Raw genomic sequence first — 24,039 nt, forward strand, 5'->3', positions numbered from 1 at the left:
AACATGCCAAGACTTGACCGCGACCGGCAGTTGGCGGGGCGTCATGTGTCCTTGTCTGCGAGGAGCCCGCGCCCCAGCCAGTCCGAACCGTCCCGTACCCCCGGGAGCGCGAAGAAGTAGCCGCCCCCGAACGGCGATACGTAGTCGACGAGCGGCTCGCCCTCCAGTCGCTTCTGCACCGTCTCGAACTGCCGCTCCAGATCCTGCTGGTAGCAGCTGAACAGGAGCCCCATGTCCAGGTTGCCGTTGGCGTCGGTGCCGAGGTCGTAGTTGTACGCGCGGCGCAGCAGGCGCTGTTCACCGGTGCCGGGCGTACGCGGATTGGCCCTGCGGATGTGGCTGTCCAGAGGGATCACGTCGCCCTTGGGGTCCCGGGAGTATCGCGGGACGTCGGTCTCGTGGTCGCCGTCGAGCGGCGCGCCCGTCTCGCGGTTGCGGCCGAACATCCGCTCCTGCTCCGTGAGCGAGACCCGGTCCCAGAACTCCACCAGCATCCTGATCAGCCGCACCACTTGATAGCTGCCGCCGACGGCCCACGCGGGCTCCGCGGAGCCGCGTCCCACCCACACCAGACGCTTCATGGCACGCGCGTCGAGCGGCGACGGATTGGCGGTGCCGTCCTTGAACCCCAGAAGGTTGCGCGGAGCGCCCGACGGGCGGGGCGGGTTGGAGAATCCGTCGATGCGCCAGCGGACCTGCATGGCGCCCCGGGTGTGCCGTGCGACATCACGCAGCGCGTGCAGCACCGTGTCCCTGTCGTCGGCGCAGAACTGGAGGCTCAGGTCCCCGTGGCAGCGGTCCTCGTCGAGGTCGTCGTCCGCGAACGGCTCCATGGTGCGCAGCCGGCGGGGCTTGCGTCCCGCCAGTCCGAAGCGGTCGTCGAAGAGCGATGCGCCCACCGCCGCCGTCAGGCAGAGCCGCCCCGACGGCAGCCGGGGACCGAGGATCCCGGAGTCCGGCGGCGGCGCGGTGATCCCGGTGGGAGACGGCGTGCCGCCCCGCGTCAGCAGCCGGGCCCGCTCGGTGATCGTGCGCAGCAGATCGGCGAGTTCGGCCCGCTTCTCGGCGGTGACGTCGAAGCAGACGTAGGCGGTGGTGCGTCTCGGGGGCGTGAGGATGGCCGCCTGATGGACGCCGTGGAAGGGCACTTCGGCGCCGGCACCCGAGCCCGCGCCGCCCACGCCGGCGCCCGCGCCGTCGCCGGAGGCGGCAGCCGCCGATGCGGCACCCGGCGGGCCCTCCGCCGTGCTGTGGTCCGCGGCTATGAGACCCGTACCGGCCAGGGCCCCGCCGACCCCCGCTGCCGCTCCGCGCAGAAAGCCGCGCCTGCGCACCTCGCTGTCGTCCGTCATCGGGTTCTCCGTACGTCGCACAGGGCGGCGATGTCCGCCAGCCGCTCCACCAGCTCGCTCGCGTCGGCGTTGACCTTCTCGCGCTCCATGCGGCCGAGTTCGCCCAGCGGCGTCCAGTGCCCGTCGTGCTCGTGGCCGTCCAAGCGTGCCTGCATGCCGTCGAGTTCGTCGTCCAGCCGCCCCATCCGCGGATAGCGCGAGGCGAGCAGCGGGCGCAGCCGGGACAGGGCGACGCGCGTGCCGTCGAGGTTGGCGCGTGCCGTGGCGAGGTTGCTGTGGCTGCCGTAGTCGGTGCGGCCGGTCAGCTCGAACTGCACGGTGTTCTCCAGGATTTCGTGCGCGCGAAGGCCGAGGTCCAGGGGGTCCATGCGCGCCTGGCTCCAGTCCTTGCGCAACGTACGTACGTCCTCGACCAGCCGGTCCGCGAACGGACGGAGAGACGACGCCGATTCCCCGTGCCACAGCCCGTGCTCGATGCGGTGGAAGCCGGTGAAGTCCTTGTCGTGCACGCCGCCGGGCAGACTCGCCGTGGTGCCGTTGATCGCCCCGTCCGCGTCGTCGAACGTGCCGTACGCGGCGCCCATCCGCTCGTACGTGAGATGCGCGGGCAGCCAGGCCTCGCGGGCCCGCGCGAGATCGCCGTCGTCGATGGCCGAACGCAGCTTCTCCGTCGCGTCGAGGAGCGGGCCCATCCGGCCGGCGATCCAGTGCTGGTAGCTCAACGTGGGCGGGATCAGGTCGTGTTGGTCGACGGGGCGGGCCGCGGGGCCGCCGTGTCCTCCCCGGCCGCCGTGCACCCGGACCTTGGGCCCGACGGCGGGAGCGCCGTCGTCCGGGAAGCAGGCGAAGGAGTAGGTGCCGTCGCCGAGATCGGCGCGCAGCGTGCGGGTCGTGCCCGGCCCGATGCCGTCCACCTCGCCGTATGCGGCTCCGCTGCGCGCGTCCCTGAGATACACCTCGGCCGCCCTGTCGGACCCGTTGTGCAACTCGAAGACCTGGATGCCCGGACGGGCATGGTCCCAGCCGCGCCCGCACTTGCCCCCGGAGACCTCGACTCCCGTGTGCGGCAGGCCGTCGGCGGCCGCAACCGCACCGTCGTGAGGCCGGTCGCCCGGCCACCAGGACGCGGACACGGCGGCCACCGCCACGGCGGCCGCCCCGCAGACGCCCACGAGCGCGCGCCGCGAGAGGGGTATGGCGCCGGGACGAGACACACGACCTCCTGACGATCACGCCGCGCCGTACGGCGGCAGCGGCCATGCTAATGCGGCGCCGCCGCTGCCGATCGGGGGCGTCAGCGCCCGGCGGACCGGAGGCCTGTCAGTGCCCGGCGGACCGGAGGCCGGCTCGCTCGCCGATGCTCTGGCCGTACCGGAACAGGCCGGTCGGGTCGTAGCGCCGCTTGACGGTCACGAGCCGCTCGTAATTGCCCTCGTAGTAGGCGTGCTGCCAGTGGCGCAGGTCGGGGTCGGGGAAGTTGACGTACGCCGCCGACGTCCCGGACGCACGGACCAATGTGCGGTGCATGGCGCGCAGTTGGGCCAGCAGGTGACCGACGACGTCATCCGGGGTGCCGGGCGCCCAGTTGCTGCCGATGTCGATGACGAACGTGGCCCTGCGGTGCGGGTAGGCGGTTTCGTGCGGGGAGGGCTTCGAGCTGGCGCCGCCCATGGCGAACAGCGTGACGTAGCCGGCGTTGCCGTTCCGGCCGGGCTGCCAGTGGGTGATCCACTCGACGATGTCCTCGACGGTGCGCGGTTCGAGCCACTGGTGGGGGACAAGGGACTTCGACGCCATGGCGGCCGGAGCGCCGGGGCGATCCATCAGGAAGTCCTGGGCGTTCCAGAAGCGCCGCTCCTGTACGAACGCCTTCTCCGGGCCCAGACGCAGCACCGGGGAGAGGGCGCGGCGCAGCCGGTCCTCCTGGCCCAGCCGCTGGCCGAGCAGCCACAGGACGGGCGCGCTTCCGTCCCCGTCGTTCCTGAAGCCGATCCGGACGTCGAAGTCGTCGCGCTCGTCCGCCGCGAGGACTTCCTGGACGGCGTTCATCACCTCGACTCCGCGCCGGGCGGGAAAGGCCACGTCGAAGACGGTGGCGCGCAGCCCGGAGACGTCGACGGCGTCGAAGACGAAACCGGTGTTGATGCCGAAGTTGCCTCCGGCTCCGCCGCGGCACGCCCAGAACAGATCCGCGTTCTCGTCCGCGCTCGCCCGGACCAGGGAACCGTCGGCGAGCACGAGCCGGGTCTCCAGCAGCCGGTCGCAAGTCATGCCCCACCGGCGGTCGTTGAAGCCGAGCCCGCCGCCCAGCGTCAGCCCGGCCACGCCGACGCCGGGGCAGCGTCCGCCCGGGAAATAGAGGTCGGCCGCCCGGGCGTCGGAGACGTCCGAGTTGGTGGCGCCGCCGCCCAGCACCAGCGTGCGGCCGCTGGGCGTCACGTCGTTCATGCGCCGCAGGCTGATCAGCAGGCCGGTGGTGGTGGAGTATCCGGCGTAGTTGTGCCCTCCGGACCTCGGCGCGAACGGCATCCCGTGGTCGGCGGCCCAGCCGAGGGCCGCACGCACGTCATGCTCCGTCGCGCACGCGACGATGCCGGCAGGTTGCACTTTCGCGTACCGGAGGTTGTCCGGCAGGGCCAGCCGCTCATACGGGGCGTCCCCCGGGCGGTACAGCCCGGCACCCGGGCTCAGCGCCCGTGCCAGATCCCGCCATGCCGACGCGGGGAGCCGGCGTGCCGCTCTCCGCGCGCCTCCGTCGGCCGCGTAAGCACCGCGCACCGAGGGGCCGTTCAGCAGCCCGGCTCCCGCCAGCAGTGACGCCTGGGCTCCGTACCGCAGGACCGTACGACGACTGGTCATTCTGGTCTCTCCGATCGCTCACGTGGTCGCATTCGGCCGTGGGGAGAAGCGGTCCGGCGGCCACCCGGTGTCGGCGCCGCAGGACACGGGCCGGTACGGGCATATCGTGCCGATCCATAAGCAATGGGCCGCTCACCACGCCGTGACAAGCGAGCCGTCACACGCGTGAGGCACCGCGACACCCGTCAGGCACCACCGCATCCGTGAGGCACCGCCGGTGAGGGGCCGCCGCATCCGTGAGGCACCGCCCGTGAGGCATCGCGACACCGCCGCACCGGGGCCGGCTCGACGAGCGGGACCGCGAGCACCCCGCGCCGCACGACGGTCTTCGTCCGGAAGACCTGGACTACCCGCTGCGGGCGGTCGTCCCCGGTTTCACGAAGCGGCACGCGGCCGGGATGTGGGAGCGGGGGACGAGGAACGCGTCCCGTTCACAGCCGCGCCGCCTTCAGCGCCATGTGCAGCAGCAGCCGTGACGTGCCGTCGTCGAGGTCGAGGCCGGTGAGCGACTCGATCCGGGAGAGGCGGTAGTAGAGGGTCTGGCGGTGTATGCCGAGCGCCGCGGCCGTGCGGCCCGCCTGGCCCGCGTGGTCCAGGAACACCTCGGCGGTGCGGGCGAGTTCGGCGTGCGCGGGGCGGAGCAACGCGCGTACGGCGGGGTCGCCCGCGGCGTCCGCCCCGGCCGGTACGGCGGCGAGCAGCCGGTACGGGCCGATCGCCGCCCACTCCGCCACGGGCCCCAGCCGTCCCGGCTCCGCCGCGGCGGCCCGTGCCGCGGCGAGCGCCTCCCGCCAGGCCGGTACGGCGCCGGAGAGACCCCGTCGGGGCGCGCTCACGCCGGCGGTGGCGGGGGAGAGCGGCACGCGCAGCAGCTGCGTCGCGGCGGCATGCGCGGGGTCGAGCGAGTCCGCCGAGCGCAGCCGCACCAGCGCGGCGAGGGCGGGCGGTCCGTCACGGGCGTCGCCTTTCCGGTGCGGCCGGGCCGGGTCCGGCGGCAGCACGAGCAGACAGCGGGCCAGCACATGCGGCGGTACGGGCGCGGGCGGACCACCGCCCGCCTCCCGGCTCCCGCCGCTTCCCCCGGCCTCGTCCCGGGTCCGCCAGGGCAGGACCGCCAGCAGCGCCAGCGTTCCGGAGGCCGCCGGTCCGAGCAGTTCGCCCAGCTCGGCCGCGGCCTCCTCGCCGGCGCTCCGGCTCCCGCTCCCGCCCGCTCCCCGCTCGTCCTCGACCAGCAGGGTCCGCAGCAGCTCGCCCGTGCGGGCCTCCGCGTGCTCCTCCGCCGCCAGCAGCGCCCCGATCCGCGAGGCCACCGTCATCGCCGAGGCCAGCCGCGGATCGGCCAGGTCGAGCGCGCCGTCGTCCATCAGCCAGATGTATCCGTGCACGACGCCCGCGTGCCGCACGGGCAGGCAGATGCGGCCGTGCTCCACGCCCGCGGCCGGTTCCGGATCGATGCGTACGGGCCCGGTGGCCCTGGTGATGCCGAAGCTCTCGAACCAGGCCCGCACCTCGGCGCTGGAACGGCGGCCGAGGATCGAGCGTCTGCGGACCGGGTCCAGCGCGGGCTCCGTACCGTCACCGTCGCCCTCGTGCGCGCCGAAGGCGATCAGCGCGAAGTCGCGGCCCTCCAGCGTCGCGGGGGTGCCGAGCAGCGCGCAGACCTCGTCGACGAGTGCCTGGTAGTCGTCCTCGCGCATGATCTTCCTGCCCTGCCCTGCCCAGTCCAGCCCTGCCGGGACCATCCGGTGCGCTTGTCCCTGCGCGGCGCCGGGCGCCCGCCGGTCCGCCGGACCGGGCCGTCCACCGGCCCGCCGCACCGGCCACCGCTTCCGCCCCACCATTCTCGTACAGATGTCTGAGATCTGGGACACGGATGCGTGACAGCTGTCGATGGTCCCCGTACGGCGCGATCCTTAGATTCAGGGTGGCTTCCGACGCCGTGGCGCCCCGTCCTCAGCAGCCGTTCCGTTCCGGTTCGCGGGGCCGCCACACGACGCCTGGAGCGCGAAGAAGGAACGTCAGTGGAGGTGCCCGTGTTCGGACCAGTGCTCCTCGCCGCCGCGCGCAGTGACGGCATCCGCCGTCTCGTGTCGACCGCGCCCGTCACGCGTCCCGTCGTGAACCGCTTCGTGGCCGGAGAGCGGCTGGGCGCATGCCTGGAGACCGTACGGTCGCTGACCGACCGCGGTCTCGACGTCACCCTCGATCATCTCGGCGAGGACACCACCGACCGCAGCGAGGCGCTGCGCAACCGCGACGCCTATCTCGCCCTCGCGCGCGCCCTGGCCGCCGAGGGCCTGGGCGCTCGTGCCGAGATGTCGGTGAAGCTGTCGGCCTTCGGGCAGGCGCTGCCGGACGGCGGGCACGACATCGCGCTCGCCAACGTACGGCCGGTGGTCGAGGCCGCGGCCCGTGCGGGCACGACCGTGACCCTGGACATGGAGGACCACACCACCGTGGACTCCACCCTCGCCGTCCTCGCCGAGCTGCGCGCGGACTTCCCGCAGACCGGGGCCGTGCTCCAGTCCTATCTCTTCCGCACGGAGGACGACTGCGAGGCCCTGTCGGGGAAGGGCTCGCGCGTACGGTTGGTGAAGGGGGCCTACAAGGAACCGGCGTCGGTCGCCCACCAGCGCAAGGCCGATGTGGACCGCGCGTACGTGCGGTGCCTGAAGATCCTGCTGTCCGGCAGCGGCTATCCGATGGTCGGCACGCACGATCCGCGGATGGTGACGGTCGCACAGGAGCTGGCGCGGCGTCTGGGCCGCAAGCACGACGAGTTCGAGTTCCAGATGCTGTACGGGATCCGCGAGGGCGAGCAGCTACGGCTCGCGGCCGAGGGCCACCGGATGCGCGTATACGTCCCCTACGGCACCGACTGGTACGGATACTTCATGCGGCGCCTCGCGGAGCGTCCCGCCAACCTCGGATTCTTCCTCCGCTCGCTCGCCACCCGCGGCTGAACAGCGCGCCCTGACAACGCGCCCGGACAACGCGCCGGAACAAGGCGCCGGAACAACCCCGAAAGTGCCCTCGTACGAAGGAGAGACGGCAGCCATGGACGCTGTGACCCAGGTCCCCGCCCCGTACAACGAGCCGGTGCACACCTATGCGCCCGGCAGCCCCGAGCGCGCCCGGCTGGAGCGCAAGCTGAAGGAACTCGCCGAGAACCCGGCGGATCTGTCGATGACGATCGGCGGCGAGAAGCGGATGGGCGGCGGCGCCCGCGTGGACGTCGTACAGCCGCACAACCACGGCAAGGTCATCGGCACCTACGCGAACGCCACCAGGCAGGACGGCCAGGACGCGATCGACGCCGCGCTCGCCGCGGCGCCCGCCTGGCGCGCGATGTCCTTCGACGACCGCGCCGCGATCATCCTCAAGGCCGCGGAACTGCTGTCGGGGCCCTGGCGGGAGACGATCGCCGCGTCGACGATGCTGGGCCAGTCCAAGACCGTGCAGCAGGCGGAGATCGACGCGCCCTGCGAACTGATCGACTTCTGGCGCTTCAACGTCCACTTCGCGCGCGAACTCCTCGAAGAGCAGCCCCCGATCCAGCCCAAGGGCGTGTGGAACCGGCTCGACCACCGGCCGCTGGAGGGCTTCGTCTACGCGATCACGCCCTTCAACTTCACGGCCATCGCCGGGAATCTGCCGACCGCACCCGCCCTCATGGGCAACGTGGTGGTCTGGAAGCCCTCCCCGACGCAGACGCACTCCGCCGTGCTGCTGATGGAGATGCTGGAGGAGGCCGGACTGCCCAAGGGCGTCATCAACCTCGTCACGGGCGACGGCAAGGAGGTCTCCGAGGTCGCGCTGCCCCACCCGGACCTGGCGGGCGTGCACTTCACCGGCTCGACGAGGACGTTCAAGTACCTGTGGCGCACGGTCGGCGAGAACATCGACCGCTACAAGTCGTATCCGCGCATCGTCGGCGAGACCGGCGGCAAGGACTTCATCGTCGCCCATCCGACCGCGGACGCGGCCGTGCTGAAGACGGCGATGGTGCGCGGCGCCTTCGAGTACCAGGGTCAGAAGTGCTCGGCGGCGTCCCGTGCGTACATTCCGCGCTCGCTGTGGGACGGCGGTCTCAAGGACGAACTCCTCGCCGAGACCGAGGGGTTGGCGATGGGCGACGTGAGCGACCTGTCCAACTTCATCGGCGCCGTGATCGACGACCGCGCCTTCGCGAAGAACAAGGCCGCGATCGACCGCGCGAAGCAGGACCCCACGTGCGAGATCCTCGTCGGCGGCGAATACGACGACTCCGTGGGCTGGTTCGTGAAGCCGACGGTCATCGCCTGCACCGACCCCGCGAACGAGGTCTTCTCCGAGGAGTACTTCGGGCCGATCCTCGCCGTGCACGTCTACGAGGACGGCGACTGGGCGGCGATGCTGGAGCAGATGGAGTCCGTCGCCGCGTACGCGCTGACGGGTGCGGTGCTCGCCAGGGACCGTGCGGCGCTCGCCGAGGCGAGCGAGCAACTCCGGTTCGCCGCGGGCAACTTCTACCTCAACGACCGGCCCACCGGCTCCATCGTCGGCCAGCAGCCCTTCGGCGGCGCCCGCGCCTCCGGTACCAACGACAAGGCGGGCTCGAAGTTCAACCTGCTGCGCTGGATGTCGCCGCGCGCGATCAAGGAGACCCAGGTGGCGCCGACCGACTACCGGTACCCGCACATGGGCTGACCCGCGCCCTGCGGCGCACGCCCGACCCCGCGGCCCGGCACCTCTCACGAGCGGTGCCGGGCCGCCGCGCGTGCCCTCCGGCACACGGAGAACGGGAGGCCCGGAGGGTGGGTGGCCTGAATCGAGTGGTGTTCGTCTCAGATAGTAGGAAGGCCAACTAATTGGCGAGACATCACGGCGATCCGGTTCTACCTTTGTGGAGAGCCGAACGTCTCGCTCATCCAGCGAACGGCGGATGAGGCCCGGTGCACGAGCGCAGGCGACCCCTGCGACCTCTGACGCACCGCCCGCCCCCGCCCATTCCGGCATCGCATGCAGCCCCGCGTTCCCTTCTCGAAGCCCTTGTGTGCAGAAGGAGTTGCTGATCATGGATGAGACCGCCCGCCGCCGTGTCCGGCACGCAGCCCGCACGGCCCGCACGAGCCGCGACGCCGACCGCAGGAACGCCGCCGCCGCCCTCCAGCGCGCCCTCGACCGCCGGGACAACGGCGGCGCCACCGGCCACTGACCGCCGGCACCGCCCGGCGCTCCCAGGAGCCGCCGGTCAGGAGCCGCGCCCAGGAGCCGCGTCAGTCCGGAATATGGACAGCGATGTCAGCTCCTGGGACGGCAGGTAGGGTCTCCGCATGTCTCGCAGCATCAGCCTCGCAGTGATCCCCGGTGACGGAATCGGCCAGGAGGTCGTGGCGCAGGGCCTGAAGGTCCTCGGCGCCGTCCTTCCTCAGGACGTGAAGCTGGAGACGAAGCAGTACGACCTGGGCGCCGAGCGCTGGCACGCCACCGGCGAGACCCTCACGGACGCGGAGCTGGAGCAGCTCAAGCAGCACGACGCGATCCTGCTCGGCGCCATCGGCGACCCGAGCGTGCCCTCCGGGGTGCTGGAGCGCGGGCTGCTGCTCAAACTGCGGTTCGCATTCGACCACTTCGTCAACCTGCGGCCCTCGAAGCTCTTCCCGAACACCGGGACCCCGCTGGCGGGCCGCCCCGGCATCGACTTCGTCGTCGTCCGTGAGGGCACCGAGGGCCCGTACGTCGGCAACGGCGGCAGCATCCGCACCGGCACGCCCGCCGAGGTCGCCAACGAGGTCAGCGTGAACACCGCGTACGGCGTGGAGCGCGTCGTCCGTGACGCCTACGAGCGCGCACAGGCCCGCCCCCGCAAGAAGCTGACCCTGGTGCACAAGAACAACGTGCTGGTGCACGCCGGTCACCTGTGGAAGAACACCTTCGACAAGGTCGGCGAGGAGTACCCCGAGGTCACCACCGACTACCTGCACGTCGATGCCGCGACGATCTTCCTCGTCACCGACCCGGAACGCTTCGACGTGATCGTCACCGACAACCTCTTCGGCGACATCATCACCGACCTCGCCGCCGCAGTCAGCGGCGGCATCGGCCTCGCCGCCTCGGGGAACATCAACCCGACCGGCGAGTTCCCGTCCATGTTCGAGCCGGTCCACGGCTCCGCGCCCGACATCGCGGGCACCGGCAAGGCCGACCCGACCGCCACCGTGCTGTCCGTCGCGCTGATGCTGCGCCACCTCGGCTTCGAGGGTGAGGCCGCACGCGTCGAGGACGCCGTCACGGCCGACCTGGCCGCACGCGCCGGCGCCCGCAGCACGGAAGAGACGGGCGACGCCCTGGCCGCGGCGGTATCCGGCTGACCCGGTCCAGGACTCAGGCCGGGCATCGGTACCCGGCCGCTGGGCCAGTGAGGGGTCGGGGTGCCACCATCCATCCAGGGGCCGCTCACCCGGACTCCCTCGGCGAGGGTGCCGCGCGCGACAATCGGACGCGGGACCGACGCACGAGGCAATGCCCGCACGTCCTGGCACGCGACGCGGGTGCACGGGAGCGCGGTCCGCCACGACACACAGTGAAGGACGCGCTCACATGACGACGCCTCGAATCGACTTCGACCTCAAGCCCTCCTCGCAGCCGCTTCCCGCCGCGGAGCGCGAGGCGGTGCTGGCGGACCCGGGCTTCGGCCGTCATTTCACGGACCACATGGTCACGATCAAGTGGACCGAGGGCCGCGGATGGCACGACGCCCGGCTCCAGCCGTACGCGCCTCTCCAGCTCGATCCCGCCAACATGACGCTGCACTACGCGCAGTCGATCTTCGAAGGGCTCAAGGCCTACCGGCAGGCGGACGGCTCCGTCTCCGCCTTCCGCCCCGACGCCAACGCCCGGCGCTTCCAGCGCAGCGCCCGCCGGCTGGCCATGCCGGAGCTGCCGGAGGAGACGTTCATCGAGGCGTGCGAGCTGCTCGTGCGCCAGGACAAGGAGTGGGTGCCGGGGACCGGCGAGGAGTCGCTGTACCTCCGGCCCTTCATGTTCGCGACGGAGGTCGGCCTGGGCGTGCGGCCGGCCAACGAATACCTCTTCATGCTGATCGCCTCGCCCGCCGGCTCGTACTTCCCCGGCGGGGTGCAGCCGGTGTCGGTCTGGCTCTCCCAGGAGTACGTGCGTGCGGCGCCCGGCGGCACGGGCGAGGCCAAGTGCGCGGGCAACTACGCCGCTTCGCTCGTCGCGCAGGCCGAGGCCGCCGAGCAGGGATGCGACCAGGTCGTGTGGCTCGACGCGATCGAGCGCCGCTTCATCGAGGAGATGGGCGGCATGAACCTCTACTTCGTCCACGGCTCCGGCGCGGACGCGAGGATCGTCACGCCCTCCCTCACCGGCACGCTCCTGCCGGGCATCACCCGGGACTCGCTGCTCACGCTCGCCGCGGACCTCGGTTACGCGACGGAGGAGGCCCGTATCACCGTCGACGACTGGCGGGACGGCAACGCGGACGGCAGCATCACCGAGGTCTTCGCCTGCGGAACGGCGGCCGTGATCACGCCGGTCGGCGAGGCGAAGTGCGCGAGCGGCGGCTGGAAGGTCGCCGACGGGCAGCCCGGCGAGATCACCATGCGGCTGCGCGAGGAATTGCTGGCGGTGCAGACGGGCCACGCGGAGGACCGGCACCACTGGATGCGGCCGCTGGCCTGACGAGACGACGAGACGAGCGGGGCGGCGCTGCCCCGCGGAGCAGGCCCCCGGTGCGTGTCCCGGGGGCCTGCCCTGCGAACCGGCGCGGCCGGTCTTCCGTCGCGGTGCGGGCCCGGGCCCGGTCCGCCTGCCGCTCGCCGCCCCTGGCGCCCGGCGCCCGCCGGTGGCGGGGCCTGCGAGCCGCGGCCCGCGATCCGCAGACCGCGAGCGCCCGCCGCCGCGTGCTCGTTTCCGGATGGTGAGACGCCTTGCGGACACCGGGCCGGTATGTGCAAGACTCCCCCCGTGTCCTCGTTCGCCATGATTATCGGCAGCAGGCGCGCCGGTCCTCAGTGACCGACTGCCGCGGAAGACCCGAGCGGCAGCGGTCAACGTGTCCCAGACCCGCGCGCCAGACCTCTCGCACCCGCGAGAGGTCTTTTTGGTTTCCGGCCCACCCGCAGCCGGAGGCGACGGCGCCAAGGGCGAGCAGGGACGTGCCGGCAGCACAGCGCACCAGGGAGCGCGAGCAGTAGGCGCAAGCAGAAGAATCGAGGGACGAGCGGATCCCGGCAGTACGGATCCCCCTCTCCAGGAGCACAGCATCCACCAGGAGCCACAGCAGCCATGAGCACGGACGCCCCGGCCGCCCCGGACGACAACTTCCACATCTTCGACACCACACTGCGCGACGGCGCCCAGCGCGAGGGCATCAATCTGACCGTCGCCGACAAGCTGACGATCGCCCGTCACCTCGACGAGTTCGGCGTCGGCTTCATCGAGGGCGGCTGGCCGGGCGCCAACCCGCGGGACACCGAGTTCTTCCAGCGGGCCCGCGAGGAGATCGGCTTCCGGCACGCCCAGCTCGTCGCCTTCGGCGCCACCCGCAAGGCGGGCACGGCCGCCGCCGACGATCCGCAGGTCAAGGCGCTGGTGGACTCGGGCGCCCCGGTGGTGACGCTCGTCGCGAAGTCGCACGACCGGCACGTGGAGCTGGCGCTGCGCACCTCCCTGGAGGAGAACCTGGAGATGGTCCGCGACACCGTGGCGTATCTGCGCGAGCAGGGCCGCCGGGTCTTCGTGGACTGCGAGCACTTCTTCGACGGCTACATGGCCGACGCGCGCTATGCGAAGCAGGTCGTAAGCGCCGCACACGAGGCGGGCGCCGAGGTCGTCGTGCTCTGCGACACCAACGGCGGGATGCTGCCCGCGCAGATCCAGGCCGTCGTACGCACCGTCCTCGCCGACACCGGGGCCCGGCTCGGCATCCACACGCAGGACGACACCGGGTGCGCGGTGGCCAACACCCTCGCCGCCGTCGACGCCGGTGCCACCCACGTCCAGTGCACCGCCAACGGCTACGGCGAGCGCGTCGGCAACGCCAACCTCTTCCCCGTCACGGCCGCGCTCCAGCTCAAGTACGGCAAGCAGGTGCTGCCGGAGGGCTCGCTGGAGGAGATGACCCGCATCTCGCACGCGATCGCCGAGGTCGTCAACCTCGTGCCCTCCACCCACGAGCCGTACGTCGGCACCTCGGCCTTCGCGCACAAGGCCGGGCTGCACGCGTCCGCGATCAAGGTCGATCCGGACCTGTACCAGCACATCGAGCCCGAACTGGTCGGCAACACCATGCGGATGCTCGTCTCCGACATGGCCGGGCGCGCCTCGGTCGAGCTGAAGGGCAAGGAGCTCGGCTACGACCTGGAGGGCGAGCGCGACCTGGTCGGGCGGATCGTGGAGCGGGTCAAGGAGCAGGAGCTGAAGGGCTTCACCTACGAGGCCGCGGACGCCTCGTTCGAGCTGCTGCTCCGCGACGAGGTGCACGGCCGGCCCCGCCGCTTCTTCCGGCTGGAGTCCTGGCGCACCATCGTCGAGCAGCGCCCCGACGGCGACCAGGCCAACGAGGCGACGGTCAAGCTGTGGGCCAAGGGCGAGCGGATCATCGCGACCGGGGAGGGCAACGGTCCGGTCAACGCGCTCGACCGCGCGCTGCGCAGCGGGCTGGAGCGGCTGCATCCGGAGCTGGCCAGGCTCTCTCTCGTCGACTACAAGGTCCGCATCCTGGAGGGCGGCCACGGCACCGACTCCACGACCCGGGTGCTGGTCTCCATGAGCGACGGGCGCGTGGAGTGGTCGACGGTGGGCGTGGCCGACAACATCATCGCCGCTTCGTGGCAGGCGCTGGACGACGGATACACCTACGGGCTGCTGAGGGCGGGCGTCGAACCGCACGAGTGAGTGCCGGCAGGCGCGGCGGCGTTCGGGGCCGGGTGCCAGGGCCGGGTGCCAGGGGGCGGACGCCGTCCCCGGGCCCCGCGCCTCCCCGGGCCCCGCGCCGTAACAGCTCAGCCGTCCAGGCGTACGGGCAGGGTCCGCGTGCTGTTCCCGACGAAGCTGCCCAGCGGGGTCAACTCCTCCTCCGGCACGGCGAGTTCGAGGTCCGGGTGGCGGCCGAAGAGGGCTTCCAGGGCGACGGCCGCCTCCATACGGGCCAGCGGTGCCCCGATGCAGAAGTGCGCGCCGTGCCCGAAGGAGAGATGGCGCTTGTCGGCGCGGGTGACGTCGAAGGCCGCCGCGTCCTGTCCGTACGCACGGGGGTCGCGCCCGGCGGCCGTGTAGCCGGCGAGTACCGGCGTGCCCCGCGCGATGACCGTGCCGCCGACGGCGAGGTCCGCGGTGGGGTAGCGGAAGGGGAAGTAGCTGACGGGGCTGTCGTAGCGGAGCGTCTCCTCGACGACGTCCTGCCATGAGGCGGATCCGGCGCGGACCAGGGCGAGTTGGTCCCGGTGGGCGCACAGCGCGCGCACCGCGTTGGTGATCAGGTTCAGCGTGGTCTCGTGCCCGGCCACGATCATCAGCATCAGGGTGCCCACGAGTTCGGTCTCACTCAGCCTGTCGCCGTCCTCCTCGCGGGCGGCGATGAGGGCGCTGGTGAGGTCGCTCCCCGGGACCGCGCGACGGGTGGCGACGACGTGCGTGAGGACTTCGACGACCTCGCGGTTGACGGCGACCACTTCGGCCGGCTCCGCGCTCGTACTGACCAGCACGCCGGAGAGCTCGTGCAGCCGGTCGCGCAACTCGTCGTCGACGCCGAGGAGTTCGCTGATGACGCCCATCGGGAGCGGATAGGCGAAGTGCTGCCGCAGGTCGACGACGCCGTCCTCGCCGTCCTGGCCGGCGGCGTCCGGCAGCTCGTCCAGCAGCCGGGCGGTCAGCTCCTCGACGCGCGGCCGCAGGCCCTCGACGCGGCGTGCCGTGAAGGCCTTGCTGACCAGGCCGCGCAGCCGTCTGTGGTCCTCGCCGTCGGCGGTGGTCATGCCCTCGACCGTGGCGAAGACGGTCAGCGGCCAGCCCTCGGGCACACGGCCCTCCTGGAGGGCGGCGAAGTGGCAGGCGTTCTTGGCCACTTGGGGATGGGTGAGGAAGTCCCGCAGCTCCGCGTGCCCGGTGACGGCCGCCGCCTCGACACCGCCCGGCAGTGTCACGGCGACGGCCGGGCCCCGGCGGCGCAGCCGCTCGTTGACGGCGTGCTGGGCGACTCCGCGCGGGTCCAGGCGGTGCGGCGCGCCGGGCGGCTCGGGTGTCTCGGGCGGCTCGGGTGCCCCCGGTGCCTCGGGCGTGACGTGTCCCTCGGGCGTGATGTGTCCCCCGGGTGCTTCGGGTGCTTCGGTCATGGACGGTGCTCCTGCGGGCCGGCGGCGGGCGGCGGGCGGACGGGACCGGCGCCCCCGGCCGCCAGAGGACTCCGGCCAAAGGCTCCGCTCAACACCCCTTCCGCACAAGGGAGTTGCAGGCCAAGCCGCCCGGTGGTGAAGCGGGGAGCACGGTGGGCCAGGGGACCGGTGGTACGGGCGTGGGCTGTGCGGTGCGGCGCCCTGACCTGCGGCCGCCCTGAGCTGCGGCTGCCTGGACTGTGGCCGTCGGACAGCTGCGACCGTCCCCGCTGGTTGGCAGGGCCTCGTCACGGGCTCCGCACCGGGCTGTGGGAATTCCACAGCCCGGTGCGCCCCACATGTGAGAGTTCCCTGCCCACAGGCCCTGCTGTGGCGCCGTTCTGTCCAGCGCGACCATGAATCGTGCCCGGACACTGTTTGAATCTGACGAGGATGAATGACCCTGTCGTTTCGTAGGGTCTATACATGACCGATCAGACCCAGTCGTCGCAGCAGGCGGAGCAGGCCGCGGAGGAGTCCGCGCCGGCGCCCGAAGCCGCGGGGCCGGATGCGCGGGACGCACGGGGGCGTGTGGCGGAGCTGCGTGCCCTGCGTGAGAAGGCGCTGGAGGGTCCCAGCGAGCGGGCGACGCAGGCTCAGCACGCGAAGGGCAAGCTGACCGTCCGGGAGCGGATCGAACTCCTGCTGGACGAGGGGACGTTCCGTGAGGTGGAACCGCTGCGGCGGCACCGTGCCACGGGTTTCGGGCTGGAGGAGAAGAAGCCGTACACGGACGGTGTGGTCACCGGGTGGGGGCTGGTGCACGGGCGGACGGTGTTCGTCTACGCGCACGACTTCCGCATCTTCGGCGGGGCGCTGGGGGAGGCCCACGCGACGAAGATCCACAAGATCATGGATATGGCCATCGCCGCCGGGGCTCCGCTGATCTCGCTGAACGACGGTGCGGGCGCCCGTATTCAGGAGGGCGTCTCGGCGCTCGCCGGTTACGGCGGGATCTTCCAGCGCAACACCCGGGCGAGCGGGGTCATCCCGCAGATCTCGGTGATGCTGGGCCCGTGCGCGGGCGGTGCCGCATACAGCCCCGCGCTCACGGACTTCGTGTTCATGGTCCGCGACACCTCGCAGATGTTCATCACGGGCCCGGACGTGGTCCAGGCGGTGACCGGCGCCCAGGTCTCGCAGAACGGGCTGGGCGGTGCGGACGTGCACGCGGCCACGTCGGGTGTGGCGCACTTCGCGTACGACGACGAGCAGACCTGCCTCGAAGAGGTGCGGTACCTGCTGTCGATGCTGCCGTCGAACAACCGGGAGAACCCTCCGGCCGAGGAGTGCACCGACCCGGCCGACCGGCGCGGCGAGGTGCTGCTCGACCTGGTGCCTGCCGACGGCAACCGCCCGTACGACATGCGCAAGGTGATCGAGGAGCTCGTCGACGACGGGGATCTGCTGGAGATCCACGAGCGGTGGGCGACGAACCTGATCGTGTGCCTGGCCCGGATGGACGGCCAGGTGGTGGGCATCGTCGCCAACCAGCCGCAGTCGCTCGCCGGAGTGCTGGACATCGAGGCGTCGGAGAAGGGCGCTCGCTTTGTGCAGATGTGCGACGCGTTCAACATCCCGATCGTGACGCTGCTGGACGTGCCGGGCTTCCTGCCGGGCGTGGACCAGGAGCACGGCGGGATCATCCGGCACGGCGCCAAGTTGCTGTACGCGTACTGCAACGCGACGGTGCCGCGGATCTCGGTGGTGCTGCGCAAGGCGTACGGCGGTGCGTACATCGTGATGGATTCGCAGTCCATCGGCGCCGATCTGACCTTCGCGTGGCCGACGAACGAGATCGCGGTCATGGGCGCGGAAGGCGCGGCGAACGTGATCTTCCGGCGGGAGATCACGGGCGCGGACGATCCGGACGCGATGCGCGCGCGGATGGTCAAGGAGTACAAGGCCGAGCTGATGCACCCGTACTACGCGGCCGAACGCGGACTCGTCGACGACGTCATCGAGCCCCAGGAGACCCGCGAAGTCCTCGTCCGCTCCCTCCAGATGCTCCGCAGCAAGCACGCCGACCTGCCCTCACGCAAGCACGGAAACCCCCCGCAGTGACCTCGCAGCAAGGGATGAAGACTTCGATGAATGCGACCGACACGACAGGCAGCCGTCTCGTCCGCGTGGAGAAGGGCGAGGCGAGCGAGGAAGAACTCGCCGCCGTCACGGCCCTGTTGCTCGCCCGCGCGGCCGCCTCCGCCCGGCACGCGCAGATCCCCGCCTCCCGCAGCGCGGGCAGCGGCAAGGCGCGCTGGCGCCGCCTGGAGCGTGCCCGCGGCTTCCGCGCGCCGCACAGCTGGCAGGGCTGAACCGCCCGGCTCCCGGCCGACTCCCGCCCGTGCGGGCGCCGTTGAGGGCGTACGCACGGCGCACGGCCCGTGGCCGACTCGTGTGCGTGCCCCGGCCCGCAAGCGGAAGACCGGCCGGACGAACACCGGCCGGACGAACACCGGCCGGACGAACGAAGGACGGCCTCCCGGTGAACCCACGGGAGGCCGTCCTGCTGTGTATCGGGAAGATCCCGGGCGCCGCGCCCAGTCAGCCGGTGGCCGCGTCCTCGAGCACGGTGCGCTCGGGATTCGCGGTCTGTGCGGGAAGGCCGTCGGGGCCCTCTGCGGCCTCTGCGGCGACGGTCATCGTGGTCAGCTCGTCCGCGTCCTGGAGATGAGCCAGGGTGGTGCGGCGCGGGTTGGCTGTATTGCGCATGATAAGGGTGGTCTTCACGCTCGACCGTACCTCGCACTTTCCAATTGACTTGTCGCTACGCGGTGTTCTGTAAACAAGATTAGGACGCCACTTCCTTCCCGTACGTGACACCGGCAACGCGGAGCGTGTGAGTTTCCTCACCGGAGCGCGGGCAAAAGGGACTTACGTGATGAGCCGCTCCGCAGGTCGAAGCGGACATCGGGGCCAGACGTGAGGTTCCGCCTCCGCGGCTGATAGGGCTGGGGCGTGAAGGCCGGAGACCCGCAGAGGAAAAGTCCGGAATCACGGCAAGTGCGCTGCACCGTAAGTGACCGCATGTTGCCGGAGTGTCACATGCTCTCCCGGGTTCTCCACAGGCCTTGTTGGAGATCCGGCACTGTGCTGGAATTCCACGGACCGCTGCGGGAAACAACCGGCGCGCAGGGGCGCAGAGCAGCGCCGCGTGGCGGTCAGGGGACGCGCGCCGGTCACTTCACGACCGCCAGGGGGGCCTTGGGACCCCCACGACTCGATACCGTCCCGCCGTCCCAAGCGGAGGGGCGCCTGGTCCAGAGGTTGCGACGCTAGTGCAGGGACGTTTCAAGAGGGATGGCAGCGCTGCGGGGGATCCGGAGCCGCGCGGAATGACGGACCGCGGATCCACACCCCAGCGCGCCCAGCAGAGCGGCCCCACGGCCGCCGTGCATGAAGAGGACGGCGCGGCGACGAATCGTCCGGCCGTGAAGAGCGACGCCAAGGGCGCCGAGCAGCGGCTCAGGACGCCTCCCGGGCCGGGCTCGCGAGCTGCCCTGCGCAACTGGCGCATCAGTACGCGTCTGGTCTCGCTGCTCGCTCTCCCCGTTGTCGCGGCAACGACCCTGGGTGCCCTGCGAATTCAGGACTCCCTCGGCAACGTCGACCAGCTCGACAACATGAAGCTGCTCACGGAGATGACCGAGCAGGCGACCGAACTCGCCTCGGCGCTCCAGGAGGAGCGGGACCGCTCGGCCGGCCCGCTGACGGCGACCGGGGACTCCAAGGACGACACGGTCGTCGGCCCGCGTGAGAAGACGGACCAGTCCTTCCAGGCGTTCAAGGAAGCCACCTCCGACATCGACGGCAGCGACCGGTCGATGGCGGGCGTGCAGTCCACCGTTCTGGACATCACGCGGCAGCTGACCGCGATCAAGAACATCCGTGAACGGGCGTACGACAACCCGTCGTCGGTCTCCCAGACGGTCAACAGCTACAACCAGCTGATCGATTCGCTGCTGTCGCTCTCCCAGGACATGGCGCAGGCGACGAACAACTCGGAGATGATCCAGAGCACTCGTGCCCTGTCGTCGTTCTCCACCGCCAAGGAGTACGCGTCGATCCAGCGGGCGATCATCTCCGCCGGTCTCGCGCGCAAGGGCGGCCCCGAACTCTCCGAGAGCGACCGGCTTTACGCCAAGACGGCCGCCGAGAGCGAGAGCGCCTCCCTCGGCAGCTTCAACCAGATCTACGGCGAGGAGCGCGCCTCCGAGCTGACGAAGCCGCTCGACGGCGGCGTCGTGAACATCACGCTGGCGGACAAGTACCGCGACCGCGTGCTGAACAACCCCGACGGCATCAAGAGCGAGAACCGCTCGTACCCCGACTGGTACGACCAGGACCGCTCCAAGATCGACGAGATGGGGAAGATCGAGTCCACGCTGCTCTCGCAGATGGAGCAGCAGGCACGTGAACTGCGCTCCGACGCGCAGCGCGAGGCGTTCCTCAACGGCGCCGTCATCCTCCTCGTCCTCGGCATCTCCCTCGTCGGCGCCTTCGTCGTCGCCCGCTCCATGGTCCGCTCGCTGCGGCGCCTCCAGGACACCGCTCAGGACGTCGCCCGCAAGCGGCTGCCGGAGCTGGTCCGCCAGATGTCCGAGTCCGAGCCGCAGGACGTCGACACGTCCGTCGAGTCGGTCGGCGTGCACAGCCGGGACGAGATCGGCAAGGTGGCGTCCGCGTTCGACGACGTCCACCGCGAGGCCGTCCGGCTCGCCGGCGAGCAGGCCCTGCTGCGGGGCAACGTCAACGCGATGTTCACCAACCTCTCGCGCCGCAGCCAGGGCCTCATCCAGCGTCAGCTCTCGCTCATCTCCGAGCTGGAGTCCCGCGAGGCCGACCCGGACCAGCTCTCCTCGCTCTTCAAGCTGGACCACCTCGCGACCCGCATGCGGCGCAACGGCGAGAACCTCCTCGTCCTCGCGGGCGAGGAGCCGGGCCGCCGCTGGACCAGGCCCGTCCCCCTCGTCGACGTGCTGCGTGCCGCGGCCTCCGAGGTGGAGCAGTACGAGCGCATCGAGCTGAACTCCGTGCCGGCGACCGAGGTCGCGGGCCGCGTGGTCAACGACCTCGTCCACCTCCTCGCGGAGCTGCTGGAGAACGCCACGTCGTTCTCCTCGCCCCAGACGAAGGTCAAGGTCACCGGTCACGCCCTGCCCGACGGCCGGGTGCTGGTCGAGATCCACGACACCGGCATCGGCCTCTCCCCTGAGGACCTCTCCGCGATCAACGAGCGGCTGGCCAGCCCGCCGACCGTCGACGTGTCGGTCTCCCGCCGCATGGGCCTGTTCGTGGTCGGCCGCCTCTCGCTGCGTCACGGCATCCGCATCCAGCTGCGCCCGTCCGACTCGGGCGGTACGACGGCGCTGGTCATGCTGCCCGTCGACGTCGCGCAGGGCGGCGCACAGGGCCCGCAGGGCGTCAAGGGCAAGCCCGGCGCGGCCGGTGGCCCCGGCGGCGGCGCGAGCGTCCCCAAGGGCGCCGGTCTCGCGGCTGCGCTCCAGCGCGGCCCGGGCGGCGGCCCCGGCGGTGCCGCCAAGCTCCCCACCCGTCAGGTGGGCGGCGGCGAACCCCGGCCCGCGCTGCCGGGTTCGGACGTCCCGGTGGGCGCCGGCTCCGGCCAGGGCGACGGCGGCGCACCGACCACCAACTTCTTCGGCGACAGCGGCCCCCCCAAGGGCGGCCAGGACCGTCAGGGCCCGGGTGCCGGGCGGCCGAACCGCCAGGTTCCGCCGCTGCCGCAGCGCACCGGCCCGGCAGGCGCACTGCCAGGCGGCGCGGGAGCCGGCGGCGGCCAAGGCGGCCAGGACACCGGCGAGTTCGAGCGTCCCGGCGGCGACTGGGGCGGTTCCGCGCCCTGGGAGCGCGAGAGCCAGACGACGGGCGAGTACGCGGCGCCGCAGTCCGGTTCGGACACGGGCGAGTTCCAGCGTCCCCAATCGCCCTCGGACACGGGCCAGTTCGCGCGTCCCCGGTCGGGTTCGGACACGGGTGAGTTCCAGCGCCCGCAGTCGCCCGCCGACACCGGTGAGTTCCGGCGGCCGCAATCGCCTTCGGACACCGGCGAGTTCCAGCGTCCGGAGCCCGGGGGGCCCAGCGACACCTCGCAGTTCATGCGCCCGCAGGACTGGGACCAGCCGCGTCCGAGCTGGGCGTCGGCCTCCGGCCCCGGCGAGGACGGGCCCCGCGGTCACGACGAGTCGGAGTCCAACGACACCGGCGAGTTCGCCCGCCCCGGGTACACCGGCGCGACCAGCGGCGGCCAGGGTGCCGCACCGGGCCGCGAGCAGCAGGCGGAGCAGCCGCAGAGCGAGCAGGAGACCGCGTACGACCCGGACTTCGGAATACCCTCGGGTCCGCCGGCGGCCGCCGACGCACCGACGCCGATCTTCGAGTCGATCGAGTCCAACTGGTTCCGCGCCGCGTCGTCGCCTCCGCCCCCGCCCCCGCAGCGGGAGTCCCCCGAGGCGGCGGAGCGTCCCGCTCCGGCGCACGCGCCCCGGCCGGGTCAGCCGGCCTCGGCCGTGCCGCCGATGCCGCAGCGGCACGCGGCCAACTCCTCGCACGCGGCGCACGCGTCCCACGACACAGGTGCCCACTGGGGAGCCTCGCCCAACGACGAGCGCTGGCGCCGCGCGGAGCAGGTCCGCCAGCCCGCCGCGGGCGGGGTGACCACCTCCGGCCTGCCGCGGCGGGTGCCCAGGGCCAACCTGGTCGCGGGCACCGCCCAGCAGCAGTCCTCCGCACAAGCAGGACCGCAGGTCTCGCGTGCACCCGATGACGTCCGTGGCCGGCTTACCAACCTCCGCCGCGGCATCCAGCAGGGCCGACAAGCCGGTACGACGAACGGCCGCGGCGTGGGCCCCCATTACCAGCAGGAGCGTTAGTTGAGTCCGATGAGCCAGGCGGCGCAGAATCTGAACTGGTTGATCACCAACTTCGTGGACAACACCCCAGGTGTGTCGCACACGGTGGTGGTCTCCGCGGACGGCCTCCTTCTGGCCATGTCCGAGGGATTCCCGCGCGACCGCGCCGACCAGTTGGCGGCGGTCGCGTCCGGGCTGACCTCACTGACCGCGGGAGCCTCCCGGATCTTCGAAGGAGGTCCTGTCAACCAGACAGTGGTGGAGATGGAGCGCGGCTTCCTCTTCATCATGTCCATATCCGACGGTTCGTCGCTCGCAGTCCTCGCCCATCCGGAGGCCGACATCGGTCTCATCGGATACGAGATGGCGCTGCTGGTGGACCGTGCGGGAACCGTCCTCACCCCTGATGTGCGCGCTGAACTTCAGGGGAGCATCCTCAACTGATCTGAAAGCTCCCGCTACATGAGCCACCTCAGACCTTTACTCGACCCCGACCTCATGCCTCGCCCGGAGGAGCCATGACCCCGCCAGCCTCGCCCGGCCCGTACGGTGCCCCATACCAGCACGCACCGTACGGAGGTGAGGGCGACCAGCCGCTGGTGCGCCCTTATGCGATGACGGGTGGCCGAACCAGGCCGCGGTACCAGCTCGCCATCGAAGCGCTGGTGAGCACGAGCGCCGACCCGGTCCAACTGCAAGGTCTGCTCCCGGAGCACCAGCGCATCTGCCACCTGTGCCGTGAGGTCAAGTCGGTCGCGGAGGTCTCCGCCCTGCTCGCGATACCGCTGGGCGTGGCCCGGATCCTGGTCGCCGATCTCGCCGAGGCCGGAATGGTGGCCATCCACCAGCCCGGCGGCGGCTCCGAGCCCGGCGGCGCGCCAGATGTGACGTTGCTCGAAAGGGTGCTCAGTGGACTTCGCAAGCTCTAGCCCGCAGACGGGCCAGATGGTGGGTTACGGAGCAGGAGCACCGGCCCCGAGCCGTGCGACGACCTCCGCGAAGATCGTGGTGGCCGGCGGCTTCGGCGTGGGCAAGACGACCTTCGTGGGCGCCGTCTCCGAGATCAACCCGCTCCGTACGGAAGCGGTCATGACGTCCGCGTCCGCCGGGATCGACGATCTGACCCACACCGGCGGCAAGACCACCACGACGGTGGCCATGGACTTCGGCCGCATCACGCTGGACGACGACCTGATCCTGTATCTGTTCGGCACACCCGGGCAGGATCGTTTCTGGTTCATGTGGGACGACTTGGTGCGCGGTGCGATCGGCGCCGTGGTCCTCGTCGACACCCGGCGTCTGGCTGACTGTTTCCCGGCCGTGGACTACTTCGAGAACTCCGGCCTGCCGTTCATCATCGCGCTGAACGGCTTCGACGGGCATCAGCCCTACACACCCGAAGAGGTCCGCGAGGCCCTTCAGATCGGGCCCGACGCCCCGATCATCACCACGGACGCGCGCCACCGTGCCGAGGCGAAGAGCGGGCTGATCACGCTGGTCGAACACGCGCTGCTCGCCCGCCTCAAGTAGGCCGCGCCGCCGGCCGGTTCGCCCACCGGCCGGCATGACGGCCGCGGCTGA

18 protein-coding genes are annotated in these 24,039 nt (G+C 71.6%); 12 read left to right on the top strand and 6 right to left on the bottom strand.

The window, feature by feature from the left end:
* Positions 1-41: 41 nt before the first annotated feature.
* The 4 genes from efeB to HCC61_RS20390 form a co-directional block, all read right to left on the bottom strand.
* Positions 42-1,352, bottom strand: a complete 1,311-nt coding sequence (gene efeB / locus HCC61_RS20375) for an iron uptake transporter deferrochelatase/peroxidase subunit (RefSeq protein WP_169137356.1) — start codon at positions 1,350-1,352, stop codon at positions 42-44.
* Positions 1,349-2,485 carry an EfeM/EfeO family lipoprotein gene (locus HCC61_RS20380; protein ID WP_346777308.1) on the bottom strand — a complete coding sequence of 379 codons (1,137 nt, stop codon included), beginning with the start codon at positions 2,483-2,485 and terminating at the stop codon, positions 1,349-1,351. The genes efeB and HCC61_RS20380 overlap by 4 nt, the downstream gene beginning before the upstream one ends.
* A 187-nt stretch (positions 2,486-2,672) precedes the next feature.
* Positions 2,673-4,211 (bottom strand): FAD-binding oxidoreductase, encoded by a 1,539-nt coding sequence (locus HCC61_RS20385; protein WP_169137358.1) that lies wholly within the window; start codon positions 4,209-4,211, stop codon positions 2,673-2,675.
* Between the two features lie 431 nt (positions 4,212-4,642).
* Complete coding sequence (locus tag HCC61_RS20390; RefSeq protein WP_169137559.1) at positions 4,643-5,908, bottom strand: helix-turn-helix domain-containing protein; 1,266 nt, start codon at positions 5,906-5,908, stop codon at positions 4,643-4,645.
* Positions 5,909-6,244: 336 nt separating this feature from the next.
* On the opposite strand from HCC61_RS20390, the gene HCC61_RS20395 reads away from it, so the two are divergent.
* From HCC61_RS20395 to cimA, 6 genes are all read left to right on the top strand, one after another.
* Complete coding sequence (locus HCC61_RS20395) at positions 6,245-7,174, top strand: proline dehydrogenase family protein (protein ID WP_169137360.1); 930 nt, start codon at positions 6,245-6,247, stop codon at positions 7,172-7,174.
* 94 nt (positions 7,175-7,268) lie between these two features.
* Positions 7,269-8,900 (top strand): L-glutamate gamma-semialdehyde dehydrogenase, encoded by a 1,632-nt coding sequence (gene pruA / locus HCC61_RS20400; RefSeq protein WP_169137362.1) that lies wholly within the window; start codon positions 7,269-7,271, stop codon positions 8,898-8,900.
* Positions 8,901-9,267: 367 nt separating this feature from the next.
* The gene (locus tag HCC61_RS20405) at positions 9,268-9,408 is read left to right on the top strand and encodes a hypothetical protein (protein ID WP_169137057.1); all 141 of its coding nucleotides are present in this window, start codon (positions 9,268-9,270) and stop codon (positions 9,406-9,408) included.
* A gap of 118 nt (positions 9,409-9,526) precedes the next feature.
* The gene (locus HCC61_RS20410) at positions 9,527-10,564 is read left to right on the top strand and encodes a 3-isopropylmalate dehydrogenase (protein ID WP_169137364.1); all 1,038 of its coding nucleotides are present in this window, start codon (positions 9,527-9,529) and stop codon (positions 10,562-10,564) included.
* A gap of 229 nt (positions 10,565-10,793) precedes the next feature.
* Positions 10,794-11,897, top strand: coding sequence for a branched-chain amino acid aminotransferase (locus HCC61_RS20415; protein WP_169137366.1), 1,104 nt, complete (start codon positions 10,794-10,796; stop codon positions 11,895-11,897).
* A 606-nt stretch (positions 11,898-12,503) separates the two neighbouring features.
* Positions 12,504-14,114, top strand: coding sequence for a citramalate synthase (cimA, locus tag HCC61_RS20420; protein WP_169137368.1), 1,611 nt, complete (start codon positions 12,504-12,506; stop codon positions 14,112-14,114).
* A 107-nt stretch (positions 14,115-14,221) separates the two neighbouring features.
* Here the strand turns inward: cimA and HCC61_RS20425 are convergent, their stop codons facing one another.
* Positions 14,222-15,550: a cytochrome P450 gene (locus HCC61_RS20425; protein ID WP_169137370.1), complete on the bottom strand. Its 1,329-nt coding sequence runs from the start codon at positions 15,548-15,550 to the stop codon at positions 14,222-14,224.
* A 465-nt stretch (positions 15,551-16,015) separates the two neighbouring features.
* Between HCC61_RS20425 and HCC61_RS20430 the strand changes: the two genes are divergently transcribed.
* Both HCC61_RS20430 and HCC61_RS20435 read left to right on the top strand, forming a co-directional pair.
* Positions 16,016-17,653, top strand: a complete 1,638-nt coding sequence (locus tag HCC61_RS20430) for an acyl-CoA carboxylase subunit beta (protein WP_169137372.1) — start codon at positions 16,016-16,018, stop codon at positions 17,651-17,653.
* A gap of 26 nt (positions 17,654-17,679) precedes the next feature.
* Positions 17,680-17,904 (top strand): acyl-CoA carboxylase epsilon subunit, encoded by a 225-nt coding sequence (locus tag HCC61_RS20435; RefSeq protein ID WP_169137374.1) that lies wholly within the window; start codon positions 17,680-17,682, stop codon positions 17,902-17,904.
* 229 nt (positions 17,905-18,133) lie between these two features.
* Here the strand turns inward: HCC61_RS20435 and HCC61_RS20440 are convergent, their stop codons facing one another.
* Positions 18,134-18,319 (bottom strand): hypothetical protein, encoded by a 186-nt coding sequence (locus tag HCC61_RS20440; protein ID WP_169137376.1) that lies wholly within the window; start codon positions 18,317-18,319, stop codon positions 18,134-18,136.
* Between the two features lie 548 nt (positions 18,320-18,867).
* Between HCC61_RS20440 and HCC61_RS20445 the strand changes: the two genes are divergently transcribed.
* From HCC61_RS20445 to HCC61_RS20460, 4 genes are all read left to right on the top strand, one after another.
* Complete coding sequence (locus HCC61_RS20445; RefSeq protein ID WP_169137378.1) at positions 18,868-22,479, top strand: nitrate- and nitrite sensing domain-containing protein; 3,612 nt, start codon at positions 18,868-18,870, stop codon at positions 22,477-22,479.
* A gap of 9 nt (positions 22,480-22,488) precedes the next feature.
* The gene (locus tag HCC61_RS20450) at positions 22,489-22,902 is read left to right on the top strand and encodes a roadblock/LC7 domain-containing protein (protein WP_028435354.1); all 414 of its coding nucleotides are present in this window, start codon (positions 22,489-22,491) and stop codon (positions 22,900-22,902) included.
* A 74-nt stretch (positions 22,903-22,976) separates the two neighbouring features.
* Entirely contained in the window at positions 22,977-23,387 is a 411-nt protein-coding gene (locus HCC61_RS20455; RefSeq protein WP_028435355.1) for a DUF742 domain-containing protein, read from the top strand.
* A 16-nt stretch (positions 23,388-23,403) separates the two neighbouring features.
* Entirely contained in the window at positions 23,404-23,988 is a 585-nt protein-coding gene (locus HCC61_RS20460; protein WP_169137561.1) for an ATP/GTP-binding protein, read from the top strand.
* Positions 23,989-24,039: the final 51 nt, after the last annotated feature.

Origin of the sequence: Streptomyces sp. HNM0575 (genome assembly GCF_012726265.1) — a bacterium.
Classification (GTDB): Bacteria; Actinomycetota; Actinomycetes; order Streptomycetales; family Streptomycetaceae; genus Streptomyces.

Coding starts and splice junctions, on each gene's coding strand:
- efeB (WP_169137356.1), bottom strand. CDS start 1,352: ATGACGGACGACAGCGAGGTGCGCAGGCGCGGCTTTCTGCGCGGAGCG.
- HCC61_RS20385 (WP_169137358.1), bottom strand. CDS start 4,211: ATGACCAGTCGTCGTACGGTCCTGCGGTACGGAGCCCAGGCGTCACTG.
- HCC61_RS20390 (WP_169137559.1), bottom strand. CDS start 5,908: ATGCGCGAGGACGACTACCAGGCACTCGTCGACGAGGTCTGCGCGCTG.
- pruA (WP_169137362.1), top strand. CDS start 7,269: ATGGACGCTGTGACCCAGGTCCCCGCCCCGTACAACGAGCCGGTGCAC.
- HCC61_RS20405 (WP_169137057.1), top strand. CDS start 9,268: ATGGATGAGACCGCCCGCCGCCGTGTCCGGCACGCAGCCCGCACGGCC.
- HCC61_RS20410 (WP_169137364.1), top strand. CDS start 9,527: ATGTCTCGCAGCATCAGCCTCGCAGTGATCCCCGGTGACGGAATCGGC.
- HCC61_RS20415 (WP_169137366.1), top strand. CDS start 10,794: ATGACGACGCCTCGAATCGACTTCGACCTCAAGCCCTCCTCGCAGCCG.
- cimA (WP_169137368.1), top strand. CDS start 12,504: ATGAGCACGGACGCCCCGGCCGCCCCGGACGACAACTTCCACATCTTC.
- HCC61_RS20425 (WP_169137370.1), bottom strand. CDS start 15,550: ATGACCGAAGCACCCGAAGCACCCGGGGGACACATCACGCCCGAGGGA.
- HCC61_RS20430 (WP_169137372.1), top strand. CDS start 16,016: ATGACCGATCAGACCCAGTCGTCGCAGCAGGCGGAGCAGGCCGCGGAG.
- HCC61_RS20435 (WP_169137374.1), top strand. CDS start 17,680: ATGAATGCGACCGACACGACAGGCAGCCGTCTCGTCCGCGTGGAGAAG.
- HCC61_RS20450 (WP_028435354.1), top strand. CDS start 22,489: ATGAGCCAGGCGGCGCAGAATCTGAACTGGTTGATCACCAACTTCGTG.
- HCC61_RS20455 (WP_028435355.1), top strand. CDS start 22,977: ATGACCCCGCCAGCCTCGCCCGGCCCGTACGGTGCCCCATACCAGCAC.
- HCC61_RS20460 (WP_169137561.1), top strand. CDS start 23,404: ATGGTGGGTTACGGAGCAGGAGCACCGGCCCCGAGCCGTGCGACGACC.